The 18984-nt window shown below is 71.8% G+C and carries 16 protein-coding genes and 1 pseudogene; 4 read left to right on the plus strand and 13 right to left on the minus strand.

What is annotated here, in order from left to right:
• Positions 1-82 precede the first annotated feature (82 nt).
• From M2165_RS07400 to rocF, 4 genes and pseudogenes are all read left to right on the plus strand, one after another.
• On the plus strand, positions 83-757 hold the full coding sequence (locus tag M2165_RS07400) for a TetR/AcrR family transcriptional regulator (protein WP_280814021.1): 675 nt from the start codon (positions 83-85) through the stop codon (positions 755-757).
• A 71-nt stretch (positions 758-828) separates the two neighbouring features.
• A pseudogene (locus tag M2165_RS07405) lies at positions 829-2092 on the plus strand (branched-chain amino acid ABC transporter substrate-binding protein).
• 58 nt (positions 2093-2150) lie between these two features.
• Positions 2151-4205: a prolyl oligopeptidase family serine peptidase gene (locus tag M2165_RS07410; protein WP_280814022.1), complete on the plus strand. Its 2055-nt coding sequence runs from the start codon at positions 2151-2153 to the stop codon at positions 4203-4205.
• On the plus strand, positions 4202-5116 hold the full coding sequence (gene rocF / locus M2165_RS07415; RefSeq protein ID WP_280814023.1) for an arginase: 915 nt from the start codon (positions 4202-4204) through the stop codon (positions 5114-5116). The genes M2165_RS07410 and rocF overlap by 4 nt, the downstream gene beginning before the upstream one ends.
• Before the next feature lie 9 nt (positions 5117-5125).
• On the opposite strand, the gene M2165_RS07420 is transcribed toward rocF, so the two are convergent.
• The 13 genes from M2165_RS07420 to M2165_RS07480 all read right to left on the minus strand — a co-directional run bounded on the left by M2165_RS07420 (position 5126) and on the right by M2165_RS07480 (position 18979).
• Positions 5126-5644: a DUF805 domain-containing protein gene (locus M2165_RS07420; RefSeq protein WP_280814024.1), complete on the minus strand. Its 519-nt coding sequence runs from the start codon at positions 5642-5644 to the stop codon at positions 5126-5128.
• Positions 5645-5693: 49 nt separating this feature from the next.
• The gene (locus tag M2165_RS07425) at positions 5694-7058 is read right to left on the minus strand and encodes a DUF58 domain-containing protein (protein ID WP_280814025.1); all 1365 of its coding nucleotides are present in this window, start codon (positions 7056-7058) and stop codon (positions 5694-5696) included.
• 28 nt (positions 7059-7086) lie between these two features.
• Positions 7087-8082 carry a MoxR family ATPase gene (locus M2165_RS07430; RefSeq protein WP_280814026.1) on the minus strand — a complete coding sequence of 332 codons (996 nt, stop codon included), beginning with the start codon at positions 8080-8082 and terminating at the stop codon, positions 7087-7089.
• A gap of 13 nt (positions 8083-8095) precedes the next feature.
• Positions 8096-9385 carry a DUF4350 domain-containing protein gene (locus tag M2165_RS07435; protein WP_280814027.1) on the minus strand — a complete coding sequence of 430 codons (1290 nt, stop codon included), beginning with the start codon at positions 9383-9385 and terminating at the stop codon, positions 8096-8098.
• On the minus strand, positions 9382-10167 hold the full coding sequence (locus M2165_RS07440; RefSeq protein WP_280814028.1) for a DUF4129 domain-containing protein: 786 nt from the start codon (positions 10165-10167) through the stop codon (positions 9382-9384). Before M2165_RS07440 ends, M2165_RS07435 begins: the two co-directional genes overlap by 4 nt.
• Positions 10154-10885 carry a hypothetical protein gene (locus M2165_RS07445; RefSeq protein WP_280814029.1) on the minus strand — a complete coding sequence of 244 codons (732 nt, stop codon included), beginning with the start codon at positions 10883-10885 and terminating at the stop codon, positions 10154-10156. The genes M2165_RS07440 and M2165_RS07445 overlap by 14 nt, the downstream gene beginning before the upstream one ends.
• The gene (locus tag M2165_RS07450; protein WP_280814030.1) at positions 10875-11882 is read right to left on the minus strand and encodes a stage II sporulation protein M; all 1008 of its coding nucleotides are present in this window, start codon (positions 11880-11882) and stop codon (positions 10875-10877) included. Before M2165_RS07450 ends, M2165_RS07445 begins: the two co-directional genes overlap by 11 nt.
• The gene (locus M2165_RS07455) at positions 11879-12580 is read right to left on the minus strand and encodes an RDD family protein (RefSeq protein ID WP_280814031.1); all 702 of its coding nucleotides are present in this window, start codon (positions 12578-12580) and stop codon (positions 11879-11881) included. Before M2165_RS07455 ends, M2165_RS07450 begins: the two co-directional genes overlap by 4 nt.
• A 20-nt stretch (positions 12581-12600) precedes the next feature.
• The gene (locus tag M2165_RS07460) at positions 12601-13116 is read right to left on the minus strand and encodes an RDD family protein (RefSeq protein WP_280814032.1); all 516 of its coding nucleotides are present in this window, start codon (positions 13114-13116) and stop codon (positions 12601-12603) included.
• A 91-nt stretch (positions 13117-13207) separates the two neighbouring features.
• On the minus strand, positions 13208-13840 hold the full coding sequence (locus tag M2165_RS07465) for a DUF2242 domain-containing protein (protein ID WP_280814033.1): 633 nt from the start codon (positions 13838-13840) through the stop codon (positions 13208-13210).
• Between the two features lie 90 nt (positions 13841-13930).
• Positions 13931-14578 (minus strand): nucleoside/nucleotide kinase family protein, encoded by a 648-nt coding sequence (locus M2165_RS07470; RefSeq protein WP_280814034.1) that lies wholly within the window; start codon positions 14576-14578, stop codon positions 13931-13933.
• A 37-nt stretch (positions 14579-14615) separates the two neighbouring features.
• Entirely contained in the window at positions 14616-15890 is a 1275-nt protein-coding gene (locus tag M2165_RS07475) for a Glu/Leu/Phe/Val dehydrogenase (protein ID WP_280814035.1), read from the minus strand.
• Positions 15891-16003: 113 nt separating this feature from the next.
• Positions 16004-18979, minus strand: a complete 2976-nt coding sequence (locus M2165_RS07480; RefSeq protein ID WP_280814036.1) for an L-glutamate gamma-semialdehyde dehydrogenase — start codon at positions 18977-18979, stop codon at positions 16004-16006.
• Positions 18980-18984: the final 5 nt, after the last annotated feature.

An 18984-nucleotide genomic window follows, 5' to 3' on the forward strand; every position in this document is an offset into this window, starting at 1 on the left:
GTCACTTCCTCAGGGTTATCGATAGCGGCCCGCGCATGGCAGGCGCTTGCCAACGGTGCATGGTGCACGAACAATCCTACCCATGGGTATAACTTCGGCGACACGGCACAAACCCTCTGCGCGCAGCGACATGCCCCAGGGCACCGGCCGCCAGCGCACCGCCACGCAGGGCACCGACGTGCAGCGCGAGCGCATCCTGCAGGCGGCCACGCAGCTGTTCGCGGCGCAGGGCTACGCCAACACCACGATGGCGCAGATCGTGCGCGCGCTCGGCGTGACCAAGCCCTTCGTCTACTACTACTTCCGCGACAAGCAGGAGATCTTTGAGGTGCTCTCGTGGCGGCCCGCGGTCGACTGCTTCACCGCGCTCGACTTCGCGGCCGGCGATCCGCGCCGCGCGAGCGAGAAGGTGCTCGAAGGCATCGAGCGCCTGATCCGCGCCACCATCACGCACCATCCCGCGGCCTTCTTTCCCTACCGCGAGCCGCAGGTCTACCGGCCCGAATACATCGCGGCGCAGAAGAAGCTCGCGCACCACTTCTACGACCTGCTCTGTCCGCTGCTCGAGGAGGCGCGCCGCGACGGCGACCTCGATTTCAACGAGACCAAGATCACCGCGCTCGCCGCCTGCAGCCTGCCGGGCTTCCTCTTCAGCTGGTACCAGCCGGGCGGGCGGCTTTCGCCCGACGAGGTGGTGGCCGAGCTCACCAGGCTCGCGAGCCGCGTGATCGGCCTGCGCGTGCCGGCGGCGCGCTGAAGCGAAGAGAAGCCGCGCGTGCGGCGGCGCTGTCGCGAAAGTTTTCACAACGACATCGGAGACGGACAGACATGACACCGAAGACCGCGCGCCTCGCGCCCCTCGCCCTCACCGCCCTGCTCGGCCTTGCGGCCACCGCACAGGCCCAGCAGGCCACCTACAAGGTGGCCTACATCGATCCGCTCTCGGGCCCCTTCGCCAAGCGTGGGCGAGCTGATGCTGATGCACACGCAGTTCGCGATCGAGGAGATCAACGCGAAGGGCGGCGTGCTCGGCGGCACGAAGCTGCAGCTGCTGCAGTTCGACAGCAAGCTTTCGGCGCAGGAGAGCCAGAGCGCGCTGCAGGCGGCGATCGACCAGGGCGCGAAGGCCATCGTCACGGGCGGTTCGGGCTCGTCGGTGGTGACCGCGCTCGTGCAGTCGGTCGCGCGCTGGAACCAGCGCAACCCGGGCAAGGAGCTGATCGTTCTGAACCACTCGTCGATCGATCCCGAGATGACCGGCAAGGGCTGCAGCTTCTGGCACTTCCAGACCGAGGCCAACACCGCGATGAAGATGAAGGCGCTGGCCAACTACATCAAGAAGACGCCCGACGTGAAGAAGGTCTACCTGCTGAACCAGGACTATGCGCACGGCAAGCAGTGGGCCAGCTACGGCCGGCAGCTCGTGGGCCTGGCGCGGCCGGACGTGCAGTTCGTCGGCGAGACGCTGCATCCGATCGGCCGCGTGAAGGACTTCTCGCCCTACATCGCGAACATCCGCCAGAGCGGCGCCGACTCGGTGATCACCGGCAACTGGGGCCAGGACATGACGCTGCTGCTCAAGGCCGCGGGCGATGCGGGCCACAACCTGCGCTACTTCAACCACAGCGCGGGCTCGGTGCCCGGCACGGTGCTCGCGGTGTCGCAGGCCAAGACGGGGCAGCTCACCTGGGTCGCCGAATGGCATCCGGGCCAGGCCGGCACGCCGCGCGCGGATGCGCTCGCCAAGGCCTACAAGGCCAAGACCGGCAAGGACTTCCTCGCGCCGCGCATCGACCTCACGCCGCGCATGCTGGCCGCCGCGATCGACAAAGCCGGCAGCACCGACACGGTCAAGGTGGCGCATGCGCTGGAGGACATGCGCTTCGACTCGGTGGTGGGCCCGGTGCGCATGCGCGCCGAGGACCACCAGCTGCTGCTGCCGCAGGTGGTCAACACCATCGCGCCGGTCGATGGCAAGGCGGTCAGGACGGGCTGGGAAGGCACCGACTACGGCTTCCGCACCGACGCGGTCTACACCGGCAACGAGCTCGCCCAGGGCACGGACTGCAAGATGCAGCGGCCGGGCGGCTGACCACGGCGCGGACCCGGGTGGTCATGCCGTCTTCGCCCAGGCTTCGTACACTGGGCGCATGACCGCCAACGCTTCCACACCGTCCGACCCGTACCTCTGGCTCGAGGACATCGACGGCGACGAGCCGCTCGCCTGGGCGCGCGCGCACAACGCCAAGACCGTGCAGCGCTATGCGCAGTCGCCCGCCTTCGAGCGCATGGCCGAGGGCATCCTCGAAGTGCTCGACGCGGACGACCGCATTCCGATGGTGCGCAAGATCGGGCCGTTCTTCTACAACTTCTGGCGCGACAGGAAGAACCCGAAGGGCCTGTGGCGGCGCACCACGCTGGCCGAATACCGCAAGCCGCAGCCCGAATGGGAATGCGTGATCGATCTCGATGCGCTCGCCGAGGCCGAAGGCGAGAACTGGGTCTGGCACGGCGCCCAGTGCCTGCAGCCCGCGTACAAGCGCTGCCTGGTCTCGCTCTCGCGCGGCGGTGCCGATGCGGAAGTGGTGCGCGAGTTCGACCTCGAACACAGGCAGTTCGTGGCCGACGGCTTCGCGCTGCCCGAGGCCAAGAGCAGCGTGGCATGGAAGGACATCGACCATCTCTACGTGGCCACCGACTTCGGCCCCGGCTCGATGACCACCTCGAGCTATCCGCGCATCGTGAAGGAATGGCGGCGCGGCACGCCGCTCGAGAGCGCGGCGACGGTGTACGAGGCCGGCGCCGACGACATGATGGCCAGCGCATGGCGCGACACCACGCCGGGCTTCGAGCGCGACTTCGTCTCGCGCCAGATGGACTTCTACGACAGCGAGACCTGGCTGCGCGCGCCGGACGGCCGGCTGGCGAAGGTCGACGTGCCCGACGATGCGAACATCGACATCACGCGCGAGTGGATGCTCGTCGAGCCGCGCAGCCCCTGGACCGTGGGCGGCGCCACCTACGCGCCGGGCTCGCTGGTGGCCACCCGCTTCGACGACTACATGGCCGGCCGGCGCGAGTTGACGGTGCTGTTCGAGCCCGGCGACACCACCGCGCTCGACAGCCATTCGTGGACCCGCCACCACCTGATCCTGAACGTGATGCGCGACGTGGTGAACGAACTCGAAGTGCTCACGCCGCAGCCCGGCCAGCAGCCGTGGAAGCGCGAGCGCCTGGGCGGCGCGCCCGCGCTCTCGACCATCGCGGCCGGCGGCATCGACGAGGACGAGAACGACGACTACTTCCTCACGGTGAGCGGCTTTCTCCAGCCGACCACGCTCTACATCGGCACCATCGGGCGCGGCGAGCCCGAGCCGCTCAAGGACAGCCCGGCCTTCTTCGATGCCTCGCGCTACCGCGTGAGCCAGCATTTCGCGACCTCGAAGGACGGCACGCGCGTGCCCTATTTCGAGATCGCGCCCAAGGACCTGCGGGCCGACGGCCGCAACCCGACGCTGCAGTACGCCTACGGCGGCTTCGAGGTCTCGCTGCAGCCGAGCTACAGCGGCAGCATCGGCCGCGCCTGGCTCGATCAGGGCGGCGTCTACGTGGTCGCCAACATCCGCGGCGGCGGCGAGTACGGCCCGCGCTGGCACCAGGCCGCGCTGCAGCAGAACCGCCTGCGCACCTGCGAGGACTTCGCGGCCGTGTCCGAGCACCTGTTCGCCCGCAACATCACCTCGCCCCGGCACCTGGGCGCGATGGGTGGCAGCAACGGCGGCCTGCTGATGGGCAACATGCTCACGCTCTATCCGCAGCTCTACGGCGCGATCGTGAGCGAGGTGGCGCTGCTCGACATGCGGCGCTACACGCAGCTGTCGGCCGGCGCCTCGTGGATCGCCGAATACGGCGACCCGGAGGTGGCCGAGGAATGGGCCTGGATCCAGGCCTTCTCGCCCTACGAGAACGCGAAGCCCGGGCAGGCCTATCCGCCCGCGCTCTTCACCACCTCCACGCGCGACGACCGCGTGGGGCCGGTGCATGCGCGCAAGATGTACGCGAAGCTCGCGGCCATGGGCCATGACGTCGCGTTCTACGAGAACATGGAAGGCGGCCACAGCGCGGCGGCCGACAACAAGGCCGCGGCCTTCATGGATGCGCTGGGCTACATGTACCTCTGGCAGCACATCGGGCGAACGGCATGAACGGCACCACCCTCGAACTGATCGGCGCGCCCACCGACGTGGGCGCCAGCGTGCGCGGCGCCGGCATGGGGCCCGACGCGCTGCGCGTGGCGGGCCTGCCGGACGCGCTGGCGGCGCAGGGCTATCAGGTGATCGACCGCGGCAACCTCGCCGGGCCGGCCACGCCGTGGACGCTGCCGGCCAACGGCCTGCGCCATCTCGACGAGGTGATCGCCTGGAACCGCGCGGTCTATGCCGCGGTCGACAGCGCACTCGGCACCGGCCACCTGCCGCTGATGATGGGCGGCGACCACTGCCTCGCGATCGGCTCGATCAGCGCCGTGGCCTGGCATGCGCGCCGGCGCGGCCGCAAGCTGCGCGTGCTGTGGCTCGATGCGCACTCCGACGTCAACACCGAGACCACGAGCCCGAGCGGCAACCTGCACGGCATGCCGGTGTCGTGCCTGCTGGGCCATGGCCCCGCGGTGCTCACCGGCTGGAGCGGCGAGCGCGCCGCGATCGAGCACGACGCGATCCGCTTCATCGGCATCCGCAGCGTCGATGCCGACGAGAAGGAGGCGATCCGCACGCTCGGGCTGCATGTGTTCGACATGCGCCACATCGACGAGCACGGCATGCGCACCACCATGACCGAGGCGCTGCAGGACGTGGACGAGGACACGCACCTGCACGTGAGCTTCGACCTCGACTGCCTCGACCCCGGCATCGCGCCCGGCGTGGGCACCGGCGTGCGCGGCGGGCCGACCTACCGCGAGATGCAGCTGTGCATGGAGATGATCGCCGACACCGGCCGCCTCGGCTCGGTGGACGTGGTGGAGCTCAATCCGGCGCTCGACGTGCGCAACCAGACGGCCGAGGTGGCCGTCGAGCTGATCGAGAGCCTGTTCGGCAAGTCGACGCTGGTGCGCTGAAGACGGGCCTCAGCGCTGCATCGCCGGCAGCGCGATCGCGGCGATGATGCCGACGATGGCGATGGCCGGCAGCAGCCATGCGCCGATGATCACGCTGAGCGTGTTCGGCGGCGGCGGCGCGCCGAAGCGGTTGCTGCCCTGCGTGCCCGGCTTGAAGATCCAGATCAGCGCGACCAGCGGAATCAGCGCCAGCAGCAGCGTCCAGCCCGACCAGTCCATGTCGTGCGAGCGCTGGATGCCGGTCAGCACGTAGAACACGAGGTACGGGATCGCGAGCACCAGGGTGATGATGCTGATCGCCGCCTCGCCGCCCTTGAAACCGGTGAAGCCGATCACGCCGCCCAGCACCATGGCCGCCAGCATGAACAGCGCGTACGAATAGAACATGTACGCCAGAAAGCGCACCCGCCCGATCCGCCCCTTGGCGGACCACAGCTTCACGGGCTGCACGCCCGCGCTGTCTTCGTAGACGTCGGCCACGGTGGCGCCGGGCGCGGCGTAGGGATTGATTGCTTGCTCTGATGACATGGGCTCACTCCTCGGGGTTGGTTATGGGAAGGGATTTGAACAGTGCGACTCAAAGAAGGCCAGCCCGCTTGACGGCGTGGTAGCGGTTCACCAACGCCACCGCCAGGCCGGCGGGCTCGACGTCGACCGACAGCGGATCGTTGCCGACCACGCGCGCGAAGGCGTCGCGGCGCGACTGCTCGAACAGATGGGCCGCCGCGACCTCGACGGCATCGCTCGCCTGCGCGAGCGGCTGGCGCGCGATGCGCCCGAGCACGCGCTCGCGCAGGCTCGCGACCAGCACGAGGTGGTTGCGGCGCAGCAGCTTGACCGCGGGGCGCAGCTCGGCCGCATCCTCGTCGCGGAAGTTGGTCAGCACGATCACCAGCGCACGGCGCCGCTGCACCTGCAGCAGCCGCTGCGCCGCGAGCAGGTAGTCCGAATGCGTGGCACCGGGCTGGATGTCGTGCAGCCGGTTCATCAGCGCGTTGAGCGTGGCCGTGCCCTTGCGCGGCGCGAAGTCGCGCCGTTCGGCGAGCGGGCAGCCGAAGGTCATGGCGCCGACCTCGTCGCCCTCCTTCAGCGCCACGTAGCTCAGCAGCATCAGCGCGTTGAGCGCTTCGTCGAAATGGCTGCCGGCCTGTTCGGCGGTGCCGGTCTCGTCGGCGCGCATGCGGCGGCCGCAGTCGAGCAGGAAGAACACGCACTGGTCGCGGTCGTCCTGGTACTCGCGCACGATCGGGCGGCGATGGCGCAGCGTGGCCTTCCAGTCGATGTGCCGCAGCGAATCGCCGGTGCGGTAGTCGGCGAGCTGGCGGAAGTCGGTGCCCAGGCCGCGCTGCGCATAGGTCTTGATGCCGATCTGCGCGAGGCGCCGGTCGCCCGAGAGCCACGCATAGCGCGCGAGCGCCGCGAAGTTGGGATACACCCGCACGCGCCGCGGCGCACCGAGCGTCTGCCGCAGCTCGAAGCAGCCCGCGCGCGTGCGCCAGCGGATCTGCGTGGCGTCGAACTGCGCCACGCCGCGCAGCGTGGCGGTCGCGGTGTACTGCAGCACGCGCCGCGAGGCCGGCGGCACCGTCACCGTCTGCGGCAGGCCCTCGAACGCGAAGTGCGCATCGAGTCCGTCGAACACCGACACCTCCCAGCCATGCGCGCCCTCGTTGACGAGCGCCAGCGTCAGCACCGTCGGCACGCCGATCGAGAAGGCGCCCGGCAGCGTGCGCTCGACGCGCAGCGGCGCCGCGCGCCAGAGCCGCCAGCTGCGCCAGAGATCGAAGCCCGCGCCCGCGAGCCCGAGCACCAGCGCCACCCCGGCCGCCTGCGCCACCCGTTCCACCGGCACGCCCAGCAGCAGCGCGGCGACGGCGGCCACGGCCGCGCCCGCCAGCACCCACACCAGCGCGCGCGAGGGGACGGGAACGACGCGCGTCATCGAAGGCGCGCTCCCTTCATCGGCGGGCTCATAGCCTCGGCGCTTCGACGCTGTCGCGCGCGGCGCGCAGCAGGCCGTCGACGCTCGCGCCCTCGAGCTGCGCATCGGGCGAGATCATCACGCGGTGCCGCAGCGCCGGCAGCGCCTGGCGCGCGACGTCGTCGGGCGTGATGAAGTCGCGCCCGGCCATCAGCGCGGCGGCGCGCGCGGCGCGCACCAGCGCCATGGTGCCGCGCGGGCCGGCGCCCGAGGAGAGCCCCGGCCAGTCGCGCGTGGCGCGCGCGATGCGCACGGCATAGTCGATCACGCGCGCGTCGGCCGTCACCAGGCAGGCGAGCCGCTGCAGCTCGACCACCTGCGCCTCGTCCAGGCAGGGCGTGACCGCTTCGAGCGGGAACTGGTTGCCCGCGCGCTGCAGCGTGGTGAGCTGCACGATCGCGTTCTCTTCCGCATGGCTCGGAAAGCCGATGTCGATCTTCAGCAGGAAGCGGTCGAGCTGCGCCTCGGGCAGCGGGTAGGTGCCTTCGGTGTCGATCGGGTTCTGCGTGGCCATCACCATGAAGGGCCGCGGCAGCGGCAGCGCCCGGCCTTCGAGCGTGACCTGGTATTCCTGCATCACTTCGAGCAGCGCGCTCTGGGTCTTGGCCGGCGCGCGGTTGATCTCGTCGGCCAGCAGCAGGTTGGTGAAGACCGGCCCCTGGTGCACGCGCAGCGTGCCGATGCCGCCGTCGCCGCGCTGCGAGGGATCGAGCACCGAATGGCCCGTGATGTCCGAGGGCATGAGGTCGGGCGTGAACTGCACCCGCGCGTAGCGCAGCGTCATCGCCTGCGCGAGCGCACGGGCGAGCAGCGTCTTGCCGAGCCCCGGCACGCCTTCGATCAGCACGTGGCCGGAGGCGACCAGCGCCACCAGCGTCTGGTCGACCGCTTCGAGCTGGCCGACCACGGCCCGGCCGACTTCGGCGCGAAGCGCCTGCAGCCACTGGGAGGCGCGTGTCAGTTCTTCGGGGGAGATGGCTTGCATGGGTTCTCTCGGTTCAGGATGAGGAGGAAGAAGAAGGCGACGACGGTGCGCGGCCACCGGCCTCGAGCCGGCGGCGCGCGGTCTCGAGCAGTTCGAGGTCGACCGCCATCGCCTCGGGGCTGCGCGCGCGCGTGGCGAGCGCGCGCTCCAGCGCGGCCGCCTGCAGCCCCGTGGCCTGCGCGATCGCGGCTGCGCGTGCCCCGGCATTGCGCTGCGCGTGATGCCGCAGATGGCGCGCGGCCGCTTCGTTCAGCGCGCGCACCTGCGCGGCATGCAGCGCGCCGTTGCCGTGGACGTTCAGGAAGGCCGAGGTGCCGCGCACCTGCTCGGCCATCGAGCGCCGGTGCGTGCCGGCCGAGGGCGCCAGCGGCCCGAAGCGCACGGCCCCGCGCCAGAGCGCCGCCACCAGCGCGAGCAGGCCCGCGACGATCGCGACCCAGCCCTGGTGCCAGAGCCACTTCAGGAAGGGTTCGCGCGCTTCCTCGGTGACGAACCAGACCTCGCTGCCGGCGCGGGCCTGCAGCGCGGCCGCGGCGAACAGCGCGTTGTCGCCGCGCAGCAGGTTCCGGTTGTGGAGCACGCCCCAGGGCATGACCGTGACCGAGCCGCGGCCGACGCGCACGCGGATGGCCTCGATGCCCCGCGGCGCCTCCACCGCCCACAGCGGCAGTTCGTCCTCGTCCGCGGGCAGGTACTGCCGGGTGGTGTACGCGGCGCAGAGGCGGAACACGCGGCCGCCCGCAAAGCTCGCGGGCAGCGCATAGGGTTCGACGACCTCGTGGCAGTCGCCGTCCTTCTCGCGCTTGCCGCGCAGGGCCTGCGGCGTCTTCGGCGGCGCGGGGGTGTCGTCGGCTTCGTCGGCCTCGTCCTGCGGCGCCTCGTCATCCGCGTCGTCGCCCTTCCTGTTCTTCCTGCCGACGCGCGTCCAGTCGACCTCGGCCAGCGGCACCCAGCTGTCGAGCATGTCGTCGTCGAGCAGATGGGCGGGCATCACGAGGTGGCCGCCCTCCTCCTCGACCCAGGCGCGCAGGCGCCCGGCGCGCTCCGGGAACATGTCCCAGTGCCGCGACGCGAGCACCAGCCGTGCATCGGGCGGCGGCATCGCGTCCAGGCTCTGGCGCTTGACCACCTTCGCGCCCAGCTCGCGCAGCAGGCCCTGCACGCCGTACAGCAGATTGGTGCGCGCTTCGCCGCTCGCGGGCGTGGGCACCTCGGTATCGGCCCACTCGGTGGCCGACACCAGCCAGGCGCCGGCGAGCCCCAGCGCCAGCACCACCGCGATGCGGACCACCCAGGCGTTCACGCGGGCACCCCGTCTGCCGCGGGGGGAGCCTCGGCCGGCGCGCCGAGGTTCTGCGCGAACCCGGCGCACAGCGCCAGCACGTCGGCGGTGGCCGGCAGCCGGCCGCCGTAGGCCGCGAGCTGCCAGGCGCCGACCAGCCGCGCGAGAAAGGCCTGCGGCCCCGGCGCCAGGCGCGGCGCGGCGAGCGCCACGCATTCGTCCTCGGTGCTCGCGGCGCGCACCGGCACGCCGTGCAGGTGCACGATGCGCGACAGCGCGCCGCGGTACAGCAGCGACAGCGCCGCGCGATGCTGGCCGCGCTGCCAGAGCGTGGCGGCCGCATTGCCGATGTCGTCGGGCAGGGTTTCGGGCCGGATGTCCAGGCTGCCGACGTGGCTCGGCAGGGCTTCGCCGCGCGGCCTGCCGCCGGTGGCGCGCACCCGCATCCAGCGGTGGATGCGCACCACGATCCAGGCGAAGGCCAGCGCGGCCAGCCCCCAGATGAGCCAGCGCGCGCCTTCGGCGACGGTCTTCGCGAAGTCGCGCAGCCAGTCGAGGCTGCCGGCGTCGCTGTCGGCCTTCTTCTTGTCCTCGTCCTCGTCGCGCGGCTTGAAGCGCAGGCTCTTCTCGGTCCTGGTGCCGGGCATGTGCGGATCGGCACGAAGGCGCTCGGCCGCGGCGCGCACCTGCTCGCGCGTGGGCAGCGGATCGGGCGCGGCCGCGGCGGCCGCCGCTGCGCCGCATGCGCACAGCGCGGCGAGCACGACGGCGCCCAGGCGCCGCCGGAGGTCAGCGGAAGCCATGCCGGAACTCCTGCTCGATGTCCCAGGCCTCGAGCTCCACGCGCCGGTTCAGGTACATCGCGAAGCCGGCCGCCACGTAGAACGGCTCGAGCAGGCCGACCACCAGAGCGTACGCCGTGGCGACGAGCAGGCTCTCCACCGTGCCTTCGGACGCCAGCAGCCAGTTCATGACCTCGCGCGCATCGCCCTCGGGCGCGAACCAGACGAGCAGCGACATCACGCAGAGGTAGAGCGCCATTTCCACATGCGCGAACACCAGCTGCATGCAGCCGGCCGCGCCGCGCCGGCCGTGCAGCAGCTGCGCGCGGCGCTTGCGGCGTGCGCTGCCGCGCTGGCCTTCGAGCTGGTCGATCGCCTGCGTGAACGAGCGCCAGGGCGAGAAGCGGCGCCACAGCAGCGTGCGCAGCCACTGGCCGCCCCAGACCTGCCGCCGCCGCGCCCACAGGTCGCGCCAGCGCGTGCCTTCGCCGAACACCGCGCGCGACAGCACGAAAAGCAGGCTGCGGTCCAGCCACGGCTTGAGCCAGAAGATCACGAGCCCGGGCAGCCAGCCGGCGATCTCGACGGTGCAGAGCGCGAGCGCCACCACCACGGCATGCACCGGCAGGTAGGTGCCCCAGACCGAGCGCGCATGGCGGCGCACCAGCGTGGCGCCCAGGTCCGCCGCCTCGGCCATCGGCCGTGGACGCAGCACGATCGCGAGGCCGTCAACCTGCATGGCGCCCCCCGGCGGCGGGCCTTGCGGCGGCATCGGCCGCCGCGCGCGGCCGGCCCTGCCAGCCGAGGTAGGCCAGCACCAGCGCCCAGCAGGCGCCGCCAACGCCGTACTTCACGGCCGGCGTGATCCAGCGCGCGGAGGACCAGAAGGCCTCGACCGCCGCGGCCACCAGCAGCAGCCCGACCACGCCGTAGACCACCACCACCGCATGCCGCGCGGCCAGCCGCAGCGCCTCCAGCCGGGTGTGGCGTCCGGGCGCGAGCCAGGAATGGCCGAGCCGCAGGCCCGCGGCGCCGGCGAGCACGATGGCGGTGAGCTCGAAGGCCGAATGGGTGACGACGAAGGACAGGAAGTTGCGCGCATGCCCGGCGCCGATCAGGTAGCCGCCGACCGCGCCGATCTGCGTGCCGTTGAACACCAGCACGAAGGCGCTGCCGACGCCCGCGAAAAGCCCGGCCGCGAAGCAGCGGAAGCCGATGCCGATGTTGTGCATCACGTAGAAGCCGAACATCTGCCAGTCGTCGCCGGCGTCGCGCGTGCGGCCGAGGGCCTCGCTGCGGTCGCCGTACATGCCGTCGAACTGCTGCACCTCGCCGGCGTCGAGCAGGTGCAGGATGAAGCCCGGGTCGCGCCAGGCCGCCCAGCCGGCCGCGAGCAGCGGCACCAGGAACAGCAGCGCCGCCGCGAGCAGGTAGCCGCGGTGGGCGCGCACCGCCTGCGGGAAGTCGACCAGCACGAGCCGGCCGAGGCGCGCGAGGCCGTAGTCGTGGCGGCGGTAGATGAGCCGGTGGGCGCTCTGCGTCAGGCCTTCGAGCCGCTGCGTCAGGTGGATCGGATAGGCGCGGGCCTGCGCCAGCGCGAGGTGCTCGCACACGCGGCGGTAAAGGGTCGCCAGGCGGGCGCCGTCGAACCTGCGCCGGGTCTCGGCCGCGGCGACCACGGCTTCGAGCTCGGCCCAGAGCGGCGCGTAGGCGGCCTCGAAATCGAGCGGCGTCATCGCGCGCCTCCGCGGCGGCCGAGCACCCATTGCGCCACGCCGAGCAGCCGCTGCGAGGCGCTGGCGCCGTGCACGCCGGGCCCGAGCACCGGTTCGGCCAGGCGCGCGAGCTCGTCCAGCCGCTCGGGCGTGAGCCGCCGCGCACGGCCGGCCCAGGACACCACGGCCGCCTGCTCGCGCGCCGACAGCGCGCGCGCGGGCGCCTGCGGCTCGGCCACCGGCACCTCGCCGTGCAGGCTCACCTGGTCGCTGAACACCACCAGCGTGCCGGCCGCCAGGTCGCCGAGCCGCTTGCTGTCGCGCCGCCAGAGCATCGACACGATGCCGGCGCCGTAGAAGGCCGGCACGAAATCGGCCGCGCGCAGCAGGTTGCGCGTGAGCGAGGCCGCGGGCGTGACCGGCAGGCCGGAATCCATGACCACGCGCAGCCCCATCACCCGCTTGCCGGGCGTGGCCGCCGCGCGCGTGAGCTCGAACAGCACCGGGTAGAACCACTCGAGGCAGAAGTAGCTGATGAGCAGGATGCCGGCGCCCATCTTGCCGAGCAGGCCGACGGTGATCGAGATCGCCATGAAGATGCCGAGCCGGATGCCGAAGTCGATCAGGTAGGCGAGCCCGCGCGCCACCAGCCCGGCCGGGCGCAGCGAGAGCGCGATGCCCTCGGGCGTTTCGGCGGTGTGGAGCGTGTCGAGACGCACGAGGCAGGTCGCCGGCCTTCTCAGGCCCGCAGCACCACGGTGTCGGCGATGTCGTCGTGCAGGCAGCGGCGCGATGCACGGAAGATGAAGAGGCAGTCGACCAGCACGAAGATCTGCCCCACGGCGGGGATCGCGGCGGTCAGGAACTGCAGGCTCTCGCGCAGGCCGAGGATGCGGCCGAGCGAGGGCCTGGTGCCGTCGGGCCGCGCGATGCGGATGCGGAAGACCGCCTTGCCGAGGGTCTGGCCGCGGGTGGCCAGCAGGTAGCCGTGCAGCGCGAGGTAGATGAGGAAGCCCGCCAGGGCTCCTTCGACCTGGGGCGCCCAGAGGCTGCGGCCGTCGTCCGCCCAGAGATCGAGCGGCGTGAACACCGAGAGCAGCCAGATCACGCCGACGGCGATGCCGCCATCGAGCATGGCCGCCAGAAAGCGCTTGCCGCGCGATGCGAGTTCAACGGGCTGCCCGCCCGGCTGCACCACATCCTCGACGCGAGATTGCGGCGGCGCATAGCGCGCGTCCTCCGATTGCCCTTGCATGGCCCCTCTTCCGGATCGTTTGGTTTTCGATCATTCTAGTGGGGGCGTTTTCAATTTCGGGGACACCGCGCGCGCCCGTTGCGCGGCCGCCTCAGCCGCGGTTCGGCGAGGGCGGCACCGGAAAGCTGGTGGCCGGGCCGGGCGGCGCCTCGGCCGGCACGTCGGGCGGCGCGTCGGGTCCGCCGCCCTGCAGGAAGCGGTCGAGCAGGGTGAAGAAGCGGTCGTAGAAGCGCTCGTCGGTCAGGGTTTCGCTCGCCACCTTGACCATCGCGTCGTCGCTGCCCGCGAACGGCAGCGAGAGCGAGCCGATCGCGCCCACGCCCAGGCTCGCCGAGTTGTTGACCTTCTTGATGCCGTAGCGGTCCTGCAGCGCGGTCGCGAAGGCCACGGTGCTCTTGCGGCCGGAGCGGCCGCCCTCGCCGGCGCAGACCACGCGGAACTCGACCTCCACATGCACCTCGGGCGCAGGCTGGAAGTTCTTGCGGCCGGTCACGAGGTCGGCGTTGGCCGCGTTGACCATGTAGCCCTGGCTCAGCAGCGCGCGGCGCGCGGCCTCGCAGGTCTGGGCCTCGGTGGCCGCATAGGTGCGGGTGTGGGTGGTGGTGGAGTCGAATTCTTCCGTGTCGTACGCCACGCGGCGCGAGGCGCTGCCGCAGGCGGCGAGCAGCAGCACGGAAGAAAGACAGAGCACGAGAAGGGAATGGCGGGAGAGCATGGTCGGCATGGCGCGGCGAATCCTAACCGGCGCTCGGGCGCCGGCGAGCCTTCGAGCGTGGCGGTGCGGTCCGCGTTCCCGGCGCGCCCGCGATTTTTCTCAGGCCCAGCGCAGCACGTGGTGCGCGCGGTGCCGCGTGGCGGCGATCAGCCGCGCATTGGGCGCGTCGGTGCGCGCCACCCACTCGCGCGCCGCCTCGGCGCTGCGGCCGAACTGCTGGTGGCGCGCGACCAGGCGCGCCTCGCGCAGCGCGTCGTCGATGTCCACGTACCAGACCTCGTCGAGCAGCGCGGCCGCGCCGGCCCAGGCGCCTTCGTCGTGCAGCAGGTAGTTGCCTTCGGTGATGACCAGGCGCGTCTGCGGCAGCACCGCGATCGCGCCGGCGATCGGCTCCTCGATCTCGCGGCGGAACTCGGGCGCGTAGACGATCGGGTCGCCCTCCTGCTGCGCGCGCAGCCGCGCGAGCAGCGCCACGTAGCCCGCGGCATCGAAGGTGTCGGGCGCACCCTTGCGCGCGGCGCGGCCGAGCCGCTGCAGCTCGACGTTGGCAAGGTGGAAGCCGTCCATCGGCACGACCTGCGCGCGCTCGGCGCCCACCGCCTGCAGCAGCGCGGCCGCGAGCGTCGACTTGCCCGCGCCCGGTGCGCCGACGAGCCCGAGCAGCCGGCGCCCGCCGCCGGCCATCAAGGCCTGCAGGCGCGCGCGGCTGTCGGCCGGAAGAGGAAGGGCGGGAAGAGCGGAATGCATCGCCCCGAGCGTACCAAGCCGCGTCGGGGCTGCGGGCTCAGGGGTAGAGGCCGCGTTCCTGGCGCGCCATGAGGATGCGCTCGCAGGCCACCGCGTAGGTGGCGGTGCGCAGCGTGATCTTGTGCTTGTCGGCCGTGTCCCAGATCTGGTTGAGCGCGTTCATCATGATGCGGTCGAGGCGCACGTTGATCTCGTCCTCGTCCCAGAAGAAAGACGAGAAGTCCTGCACCCATTCGAAGTAGCTCACGGTCACGCCGCCGGCGTTGCAGATCACGTCGGGCACCACCAGCACGCCGCGCTCGGCGAGGATGTCGTCGGCCGTCGGCACGGTGGGGCCATTGGCGCCTTCGAGCACCAGCCTGGCGGTGGTGGTCTTGGCGCGCTCGGCGGTGATCTGGCCTTCGAGTGCGGCCGGAATCAGGATGTCGCAGGCCACGCTCCAGAAGTCCTCGTTGGGCACGATGTCGCCGCCGGCCTTGAAGCCCACCACGCCGTCGGTGCGCGAGATCGGCACCAGCTTGGAGAGGTCGAGGCCGTTGGGATTGACGATGGTGCCGGTGTGGTCCTGCACCGCGACGATCTTGGCGCCCGCCTCGGCGAAGAGCTCGGCCGCGACCGAGCCCACGTTGCCGAAGCCCTGCACCGCGATGCGCGCGCCGCGCAGGTCGAGGCCGAGCCGGCGCGCCGCCTCGCGCCCGGTGACGAACACGCCGCGGCCCGTGGCCTTGACGCGCCCGAGCGAGCCGCCCAGGTGCAGCGGCTTGCCGGTGACCACGCCGGTGGCGGTGCCGCCGACGTTCATCGAGTAGGTGTCCATCATCCACGCCATGATCTGCGCGTTGGTGTTCACGTCGGGTGCGGGAATGTCGGTGTGCGGGCCGATGATGATGCCGATCTCGCTGGTGTAGCGGCGCGTGATCTTCTCGAGCTCCTGCTGCGAGAGCTTCTTGGGATCGACGCGGATGCCGCCCTTGGCGCCGCCGTAGGGCAGGTTCACGGCCGCGGTCTTGATGGTCATCCAGGCCGACAGCGCCATCACTTCCTCGAGCGTGACGTCGGGGTGGAAGCGGATGCCGCCCTTGCCCGGGCCGCGGCTCATGTTGTGCTGCACGCGGTAGCCCTCGAAGTGGGCGATGGTGCCGTCGTCCATCTCGATCGGCACGTCGACGATCAGCGCGCGCTTGGGACGCTTGAGCGTCTCGACCCAGCGGGCCAGCGGGCCGAGGTACGGCACCACGCGGTCGACCTGCGAGAGGTACGTGCCCCAGGGGCTGTTGGCGGTCGGGTTGACGAAGGAGAGCTTTTCACTCATGGAAGTACCTTGGTTGAACGGATGCCCGCCACGATAGACCCCTCGCGCCCGCCGCGCCATCTCTTATGCACGCCGCGAAGACGGTTATGCAAGAGAGGTTTGGCGCCCCCGCCTCAGGCCACGGCGCTCAGCAGCGCCGCGTTGCCCCCGGCCGCGGTGGTGTTGACCGTGAGCGTCTGCTCGGCGCAGAAGCGGTAGAGGTAGTGCGGGCCGCCCGCCTTCGGTCCGGTGCCGCTCAGCCCCTCGCCCCCGAAGGGCTGCACGCCGACGACCGCGCCGATGATGTTGCGGTTGACGTAGACGTTGCCCACGTGCGCGCGCGCCGCCAGCGACTGGGCGCGCGAGTCGATGCGGGTCTGGATGCCGAGCGTGAGGCCGTAGCCGAGCGCGTTGATGCGCTCGATCACCGCCGCGGGATCGGCGAGCGCGCCGCTGCCCCAGCGCGCGATCTGCAGCACCGGGCCGAAGATCTCGCTCGTCACGCCGTCGATGGACGGGACTTCGTAGGCATGCGGCACGATCAGGTTGCCCGCAGGCGCCGCCCCGCCCGCCTCGGGAAGCAGCCGCTTCGCCGCCGCGTCCAGGCGCGCGAGATGGCGGCGGATGTTGTCGGCGGCCTCGCGGTCGATGACCGGGCCCACGTCGGTCCACAGCAGCGCCGGATCGCCCGTGGCGAGCTCGCGCGCGGCGCCGCAGATCATCTCGATCACCGCGTCGGCGATGCCTTCGTGCAGCACCAGCAGCCGCAGCGCCGAGCAGCGCTGGCCGGCCGAGCGGAAGGCGCTCTGCACCACCGCGTCGGCCACCTGCTCGGGCAGCGCGCTCGAGTCGACCAGCATCGCGTTGATGCCGCCGGTCTCGGCGATCAGCGGCACGATGGGGCCGTCCTTCGCGGCCAGCGCGCGGTGGATGATGCGCGCCACCTGCGTCGAGCCGGTGAACACCACGCCCGCCACGCCCGGTGCGCCGACCAGCGCGGCGCCCACCGTCTCGCCCGGCCCGTGCAGCAACTGCAGCGCGTCCACCGGCACGCCCGCGGCATGCAGCAGCCCCACGGCTTCGCGCGCGACGCCGGGCGTCTGCTCGGCCGGCTTGGCGAGCACCGTGTTGCCGGTGGCGAGCGCGGCCGCCACCTGTCCCATGAAGATCGCGAGCGGAAAGTTCCACGGGCTGATGCAGACCCACGGCCCGCGCGCGGTGAGGCGCAGTTCGTTGCGCTCGCCCGTGGGGCCGGGCAGCGTGACGAGCTGCATGATGCGCTCGGCCTCTTCGGCGTAGTAGCGCAGGAAGTCGACCGCCTCGCGCACTTCGGAGACGGCGTCGCCCCAGGTCTTGAAGGCTTCCTTCACGAGCAGCGCGCAGAAGTGCGGCAGCGCGTGCTGCAAGGCATCGGCGGCCTGCCGCAGCATCGCGGCGCGCACGCCCACGGGCGTCTCGCGCCAGCGGCGGAAGGCGGCGGCGCTCGCCGCCACGGCCTCGGGCGCGCGCACGGGGTCGGCCTCGGCCACCTGCGGCACCACGGCCGTCCGCAGCGCGGCGAAGAGCGGCGCGCGCATCGATTCGACCGCGAGGTCGACGCCCTCGCTGTTGGGCCGCGCGGGCGCGGGGCCGTAGAGCGCGGGCGGCAGCGGCAGGGCCGGGTTGTCGGCTTCGAGCCAGAGCGGCGAACTCAGCAGCTCGCCCACCGGCACCGCGTCGTCGCCGAGCTGGTTCACGAAGGACGAATTGGCGCCGTTCTCCAGCAGGCGCCGCACCAGGTAGGCCAGCAGGTCGCGGTGCTGGCCCACCGGGGCGTACACGCGCACCGCGGCGCGCGTGTGCTTCATCACCTCGCGGTAGACGCCCTCGCCCATGCCGTGCAGGCGCTGCAGCTCGAAGGGCGCGCCGGCCGCCTCGGCCATCTGCAGGATCGCGGCGATGGTGCCGGCGTTGTGGGTGGCGAACTGCGGATAAACGGCATCGGGCGCCACGAGCAGCGCGCGGGCGCAGGCCAGGTAGCTGACGTCGCTGTGGTGCTTGTGCGTGAAGACCGGGTAGTGGGGCATGCCCATCTCCTGGGCGCGCTTGATCTCGGCATCCCAGTAGGCGCCCTTCACGAGCCGGCACATCAGCCGCAGCCCATGGCGGCGCGCCACCGCCGTGACATGCGCGATCAGTTCGAGCGCGCGCGTCTGGTAGGCCTGCAGCGCGAGGCCGAAGCCGCGCCATTGCGGCGCCTCGGCCGCCACGCGCGCGGCCAGCGCCTCGAACACGTCGAGCGAGAGTTCGAGCCGGTCGACCTCTTCCGCGTCGATCGTCAGATTGAGGTTGGCCGCGGCCGCGAGCTGGCACAACCGCCACACGCGCGGCACCAGTTCGTCGAGCACGCGCTCGCGCTGCGCCTCCTCGTAGCGCGGGTGCAGCGCGCTGAGCTTGATGGAGATGCCGTCGTTGCGCTCGGGCGCGCCGCCCGCGTCGGCGCCGGCCGCAATCGCGGCGATGGCCTGCGCGTAGCTCTCGAGATAGCGCAGCGCATCGGCGTCGGTGCGCGCGCCTTCGCCGAGCATGTCGTAGCTGAAGCGCAGCGCCTGCTGCCTGCGGTGCGCGGCGCGGGCCTCGCCCAGCGCCTCGGCGATGGTCTGGCCGAGCACGAACTGCCGCCCGAGCAACTGCACCGCGCGCAGCGTGGCCGCCACCACGGTGCGCGAACCGAGCTTGGCCATCAGGCCGGGCGGATGGTCGCCTTCGGGCAGGAACTTCTTCGACATCGCGATCGCGGCCGAGGACAGCCGCGAGAGCGTGGAATCGGCCGAGCCCTCGAAGTCGGCGCGGCCGAGCTGGTCGGCCGTCAGCGCGATCGCGGTGGCCGCGTCGGGCACGCGCAGCAGCGCCTCGGCCAGCCGCATCAGTGCCAGGCCCTCGGCGCTCGAGATCGGGTATTCGCGCAGCAGACTTTCCACGGCCCAGAACGGCGGCGGATGCCGGCGCACCGCCTCCACCCAGGGCGTGGCGGCGGCCGCGGCGGCGGCCCAGTCGAGTGCGCCTTCGAGCGATGCGAGGCGGTCGGCGACGACTTCGGCCTCCGGGCGGTAGGGAATGGGCAGATGCATGGCGG

Origin of the sequence: Variovorax sp. TBS-050B, from assembly GCF_029893635.1 — a bacterium.
GTDB lineage: Bacteria > Pseudomonadota > Gammaproteobacteria > Burkholderiales > Burkholderiaceae_C > Variovorax.

Bases quoted from the DNA above. Each gene is read 5' to 3' on its own strand.
- M2165_RS07400 (WP_280814021.1), top strand. From the start codon at position 83: ATGGGTATAACTTCGGCGACACGGCACAAACCCTCTGCGCGCAGCGAC.
- M2165_RS07410 (WP_280814022.1), top strand. From the start codon at position 2,151: ATGACCGCCAACGCTTCCACACCGTCCGACCCGTACCTCTGGCTCGAG.
- rocF (WP_280814023.1), top strand. From the start codon at position 4,202: ATGAACGGCACCACCCTCGAACTGATCGGCGCGCCCACCGACGTGGGC.
- M2165_RS07420 (WP_280814024.1), bottom strand. From the start codon at position 5,644: ATGTCATCAGAGCAAGCAATCAATCCCTACGCCGCGCCCGGCGCCACC.
- M2165_RS07425 (WP_280814025.1), bottom strand. From the start codon at position 7,058: ATGACGCGCGTCGTTCCCGTCCCCTCGCGCGCGCTGGTGTGGGTGCTG.
- M2165_RS07430 (WP_280814026.1), bottom strand. From the start codon at position 8,082: ATGCAAGCCATCTCCCCCGAAGAACTGACACGCGCCTCCCAGTGGCTG.
- M2165_RS07440 (WP_280814028.1), bottom strand. From the start codon at position 10,167: ATGGCTTCCGCTGACCTCCGGCGGCGCCTGGGCGCCGTCGTGCTCGCC.
- M2165_RS07445 (WP_280814029.1), bottom strand. From the start codon at position 10,885: ATGCAGGTTGACGGCCTCGCGATCGTGCTGCGTCCACGGCCGATGGCC.
- M2165_RS07450 (WP_280814030.1), bottom strand. From the start codon at position 11,882: ATGACGCCGCTCGATTTCGAGGCCGCCTACGCGCCGCTCTGGGCCGAG.
- M2165_RS07460 (WP_280814032.1), bottom strand. From the start codon at position 13,116: ATGCAAGGGCAATCGGAGGACGCGCGCTATGCGCCGCCGCAATCTCGC.
- M2165_RS07465 (WP_280814033.1), bottom strand. From the start codon at position 13,840: ATGCCGACCATGCTCTCCCGCCATTCCCTTCTCGTGCTCTGTCTTTCT.
- M2165_RS07470 (WP_280814034.1), bottom strand. From the start codon at position 14,578: ATGCATTCCGCTCTTCCCGCCCTTCCTCTTCCGGCCGACAGCCGCGCG.
- M2165_RS07475 (WP_280814035.1), bottom strand. From the start codon at position 15,890: ATGAGTGAAAAGCTCTCCTTCGTCAACCCGACCGCCAACAGCCCCTGG.
- M2165_RS07480 (WP_280814036.1), bottom strand. From the start codon at position 18,979: ATGCATCTGCCCATTCCCTACCGCCCGGAGGCCGAAGTCGTCGCCGAC.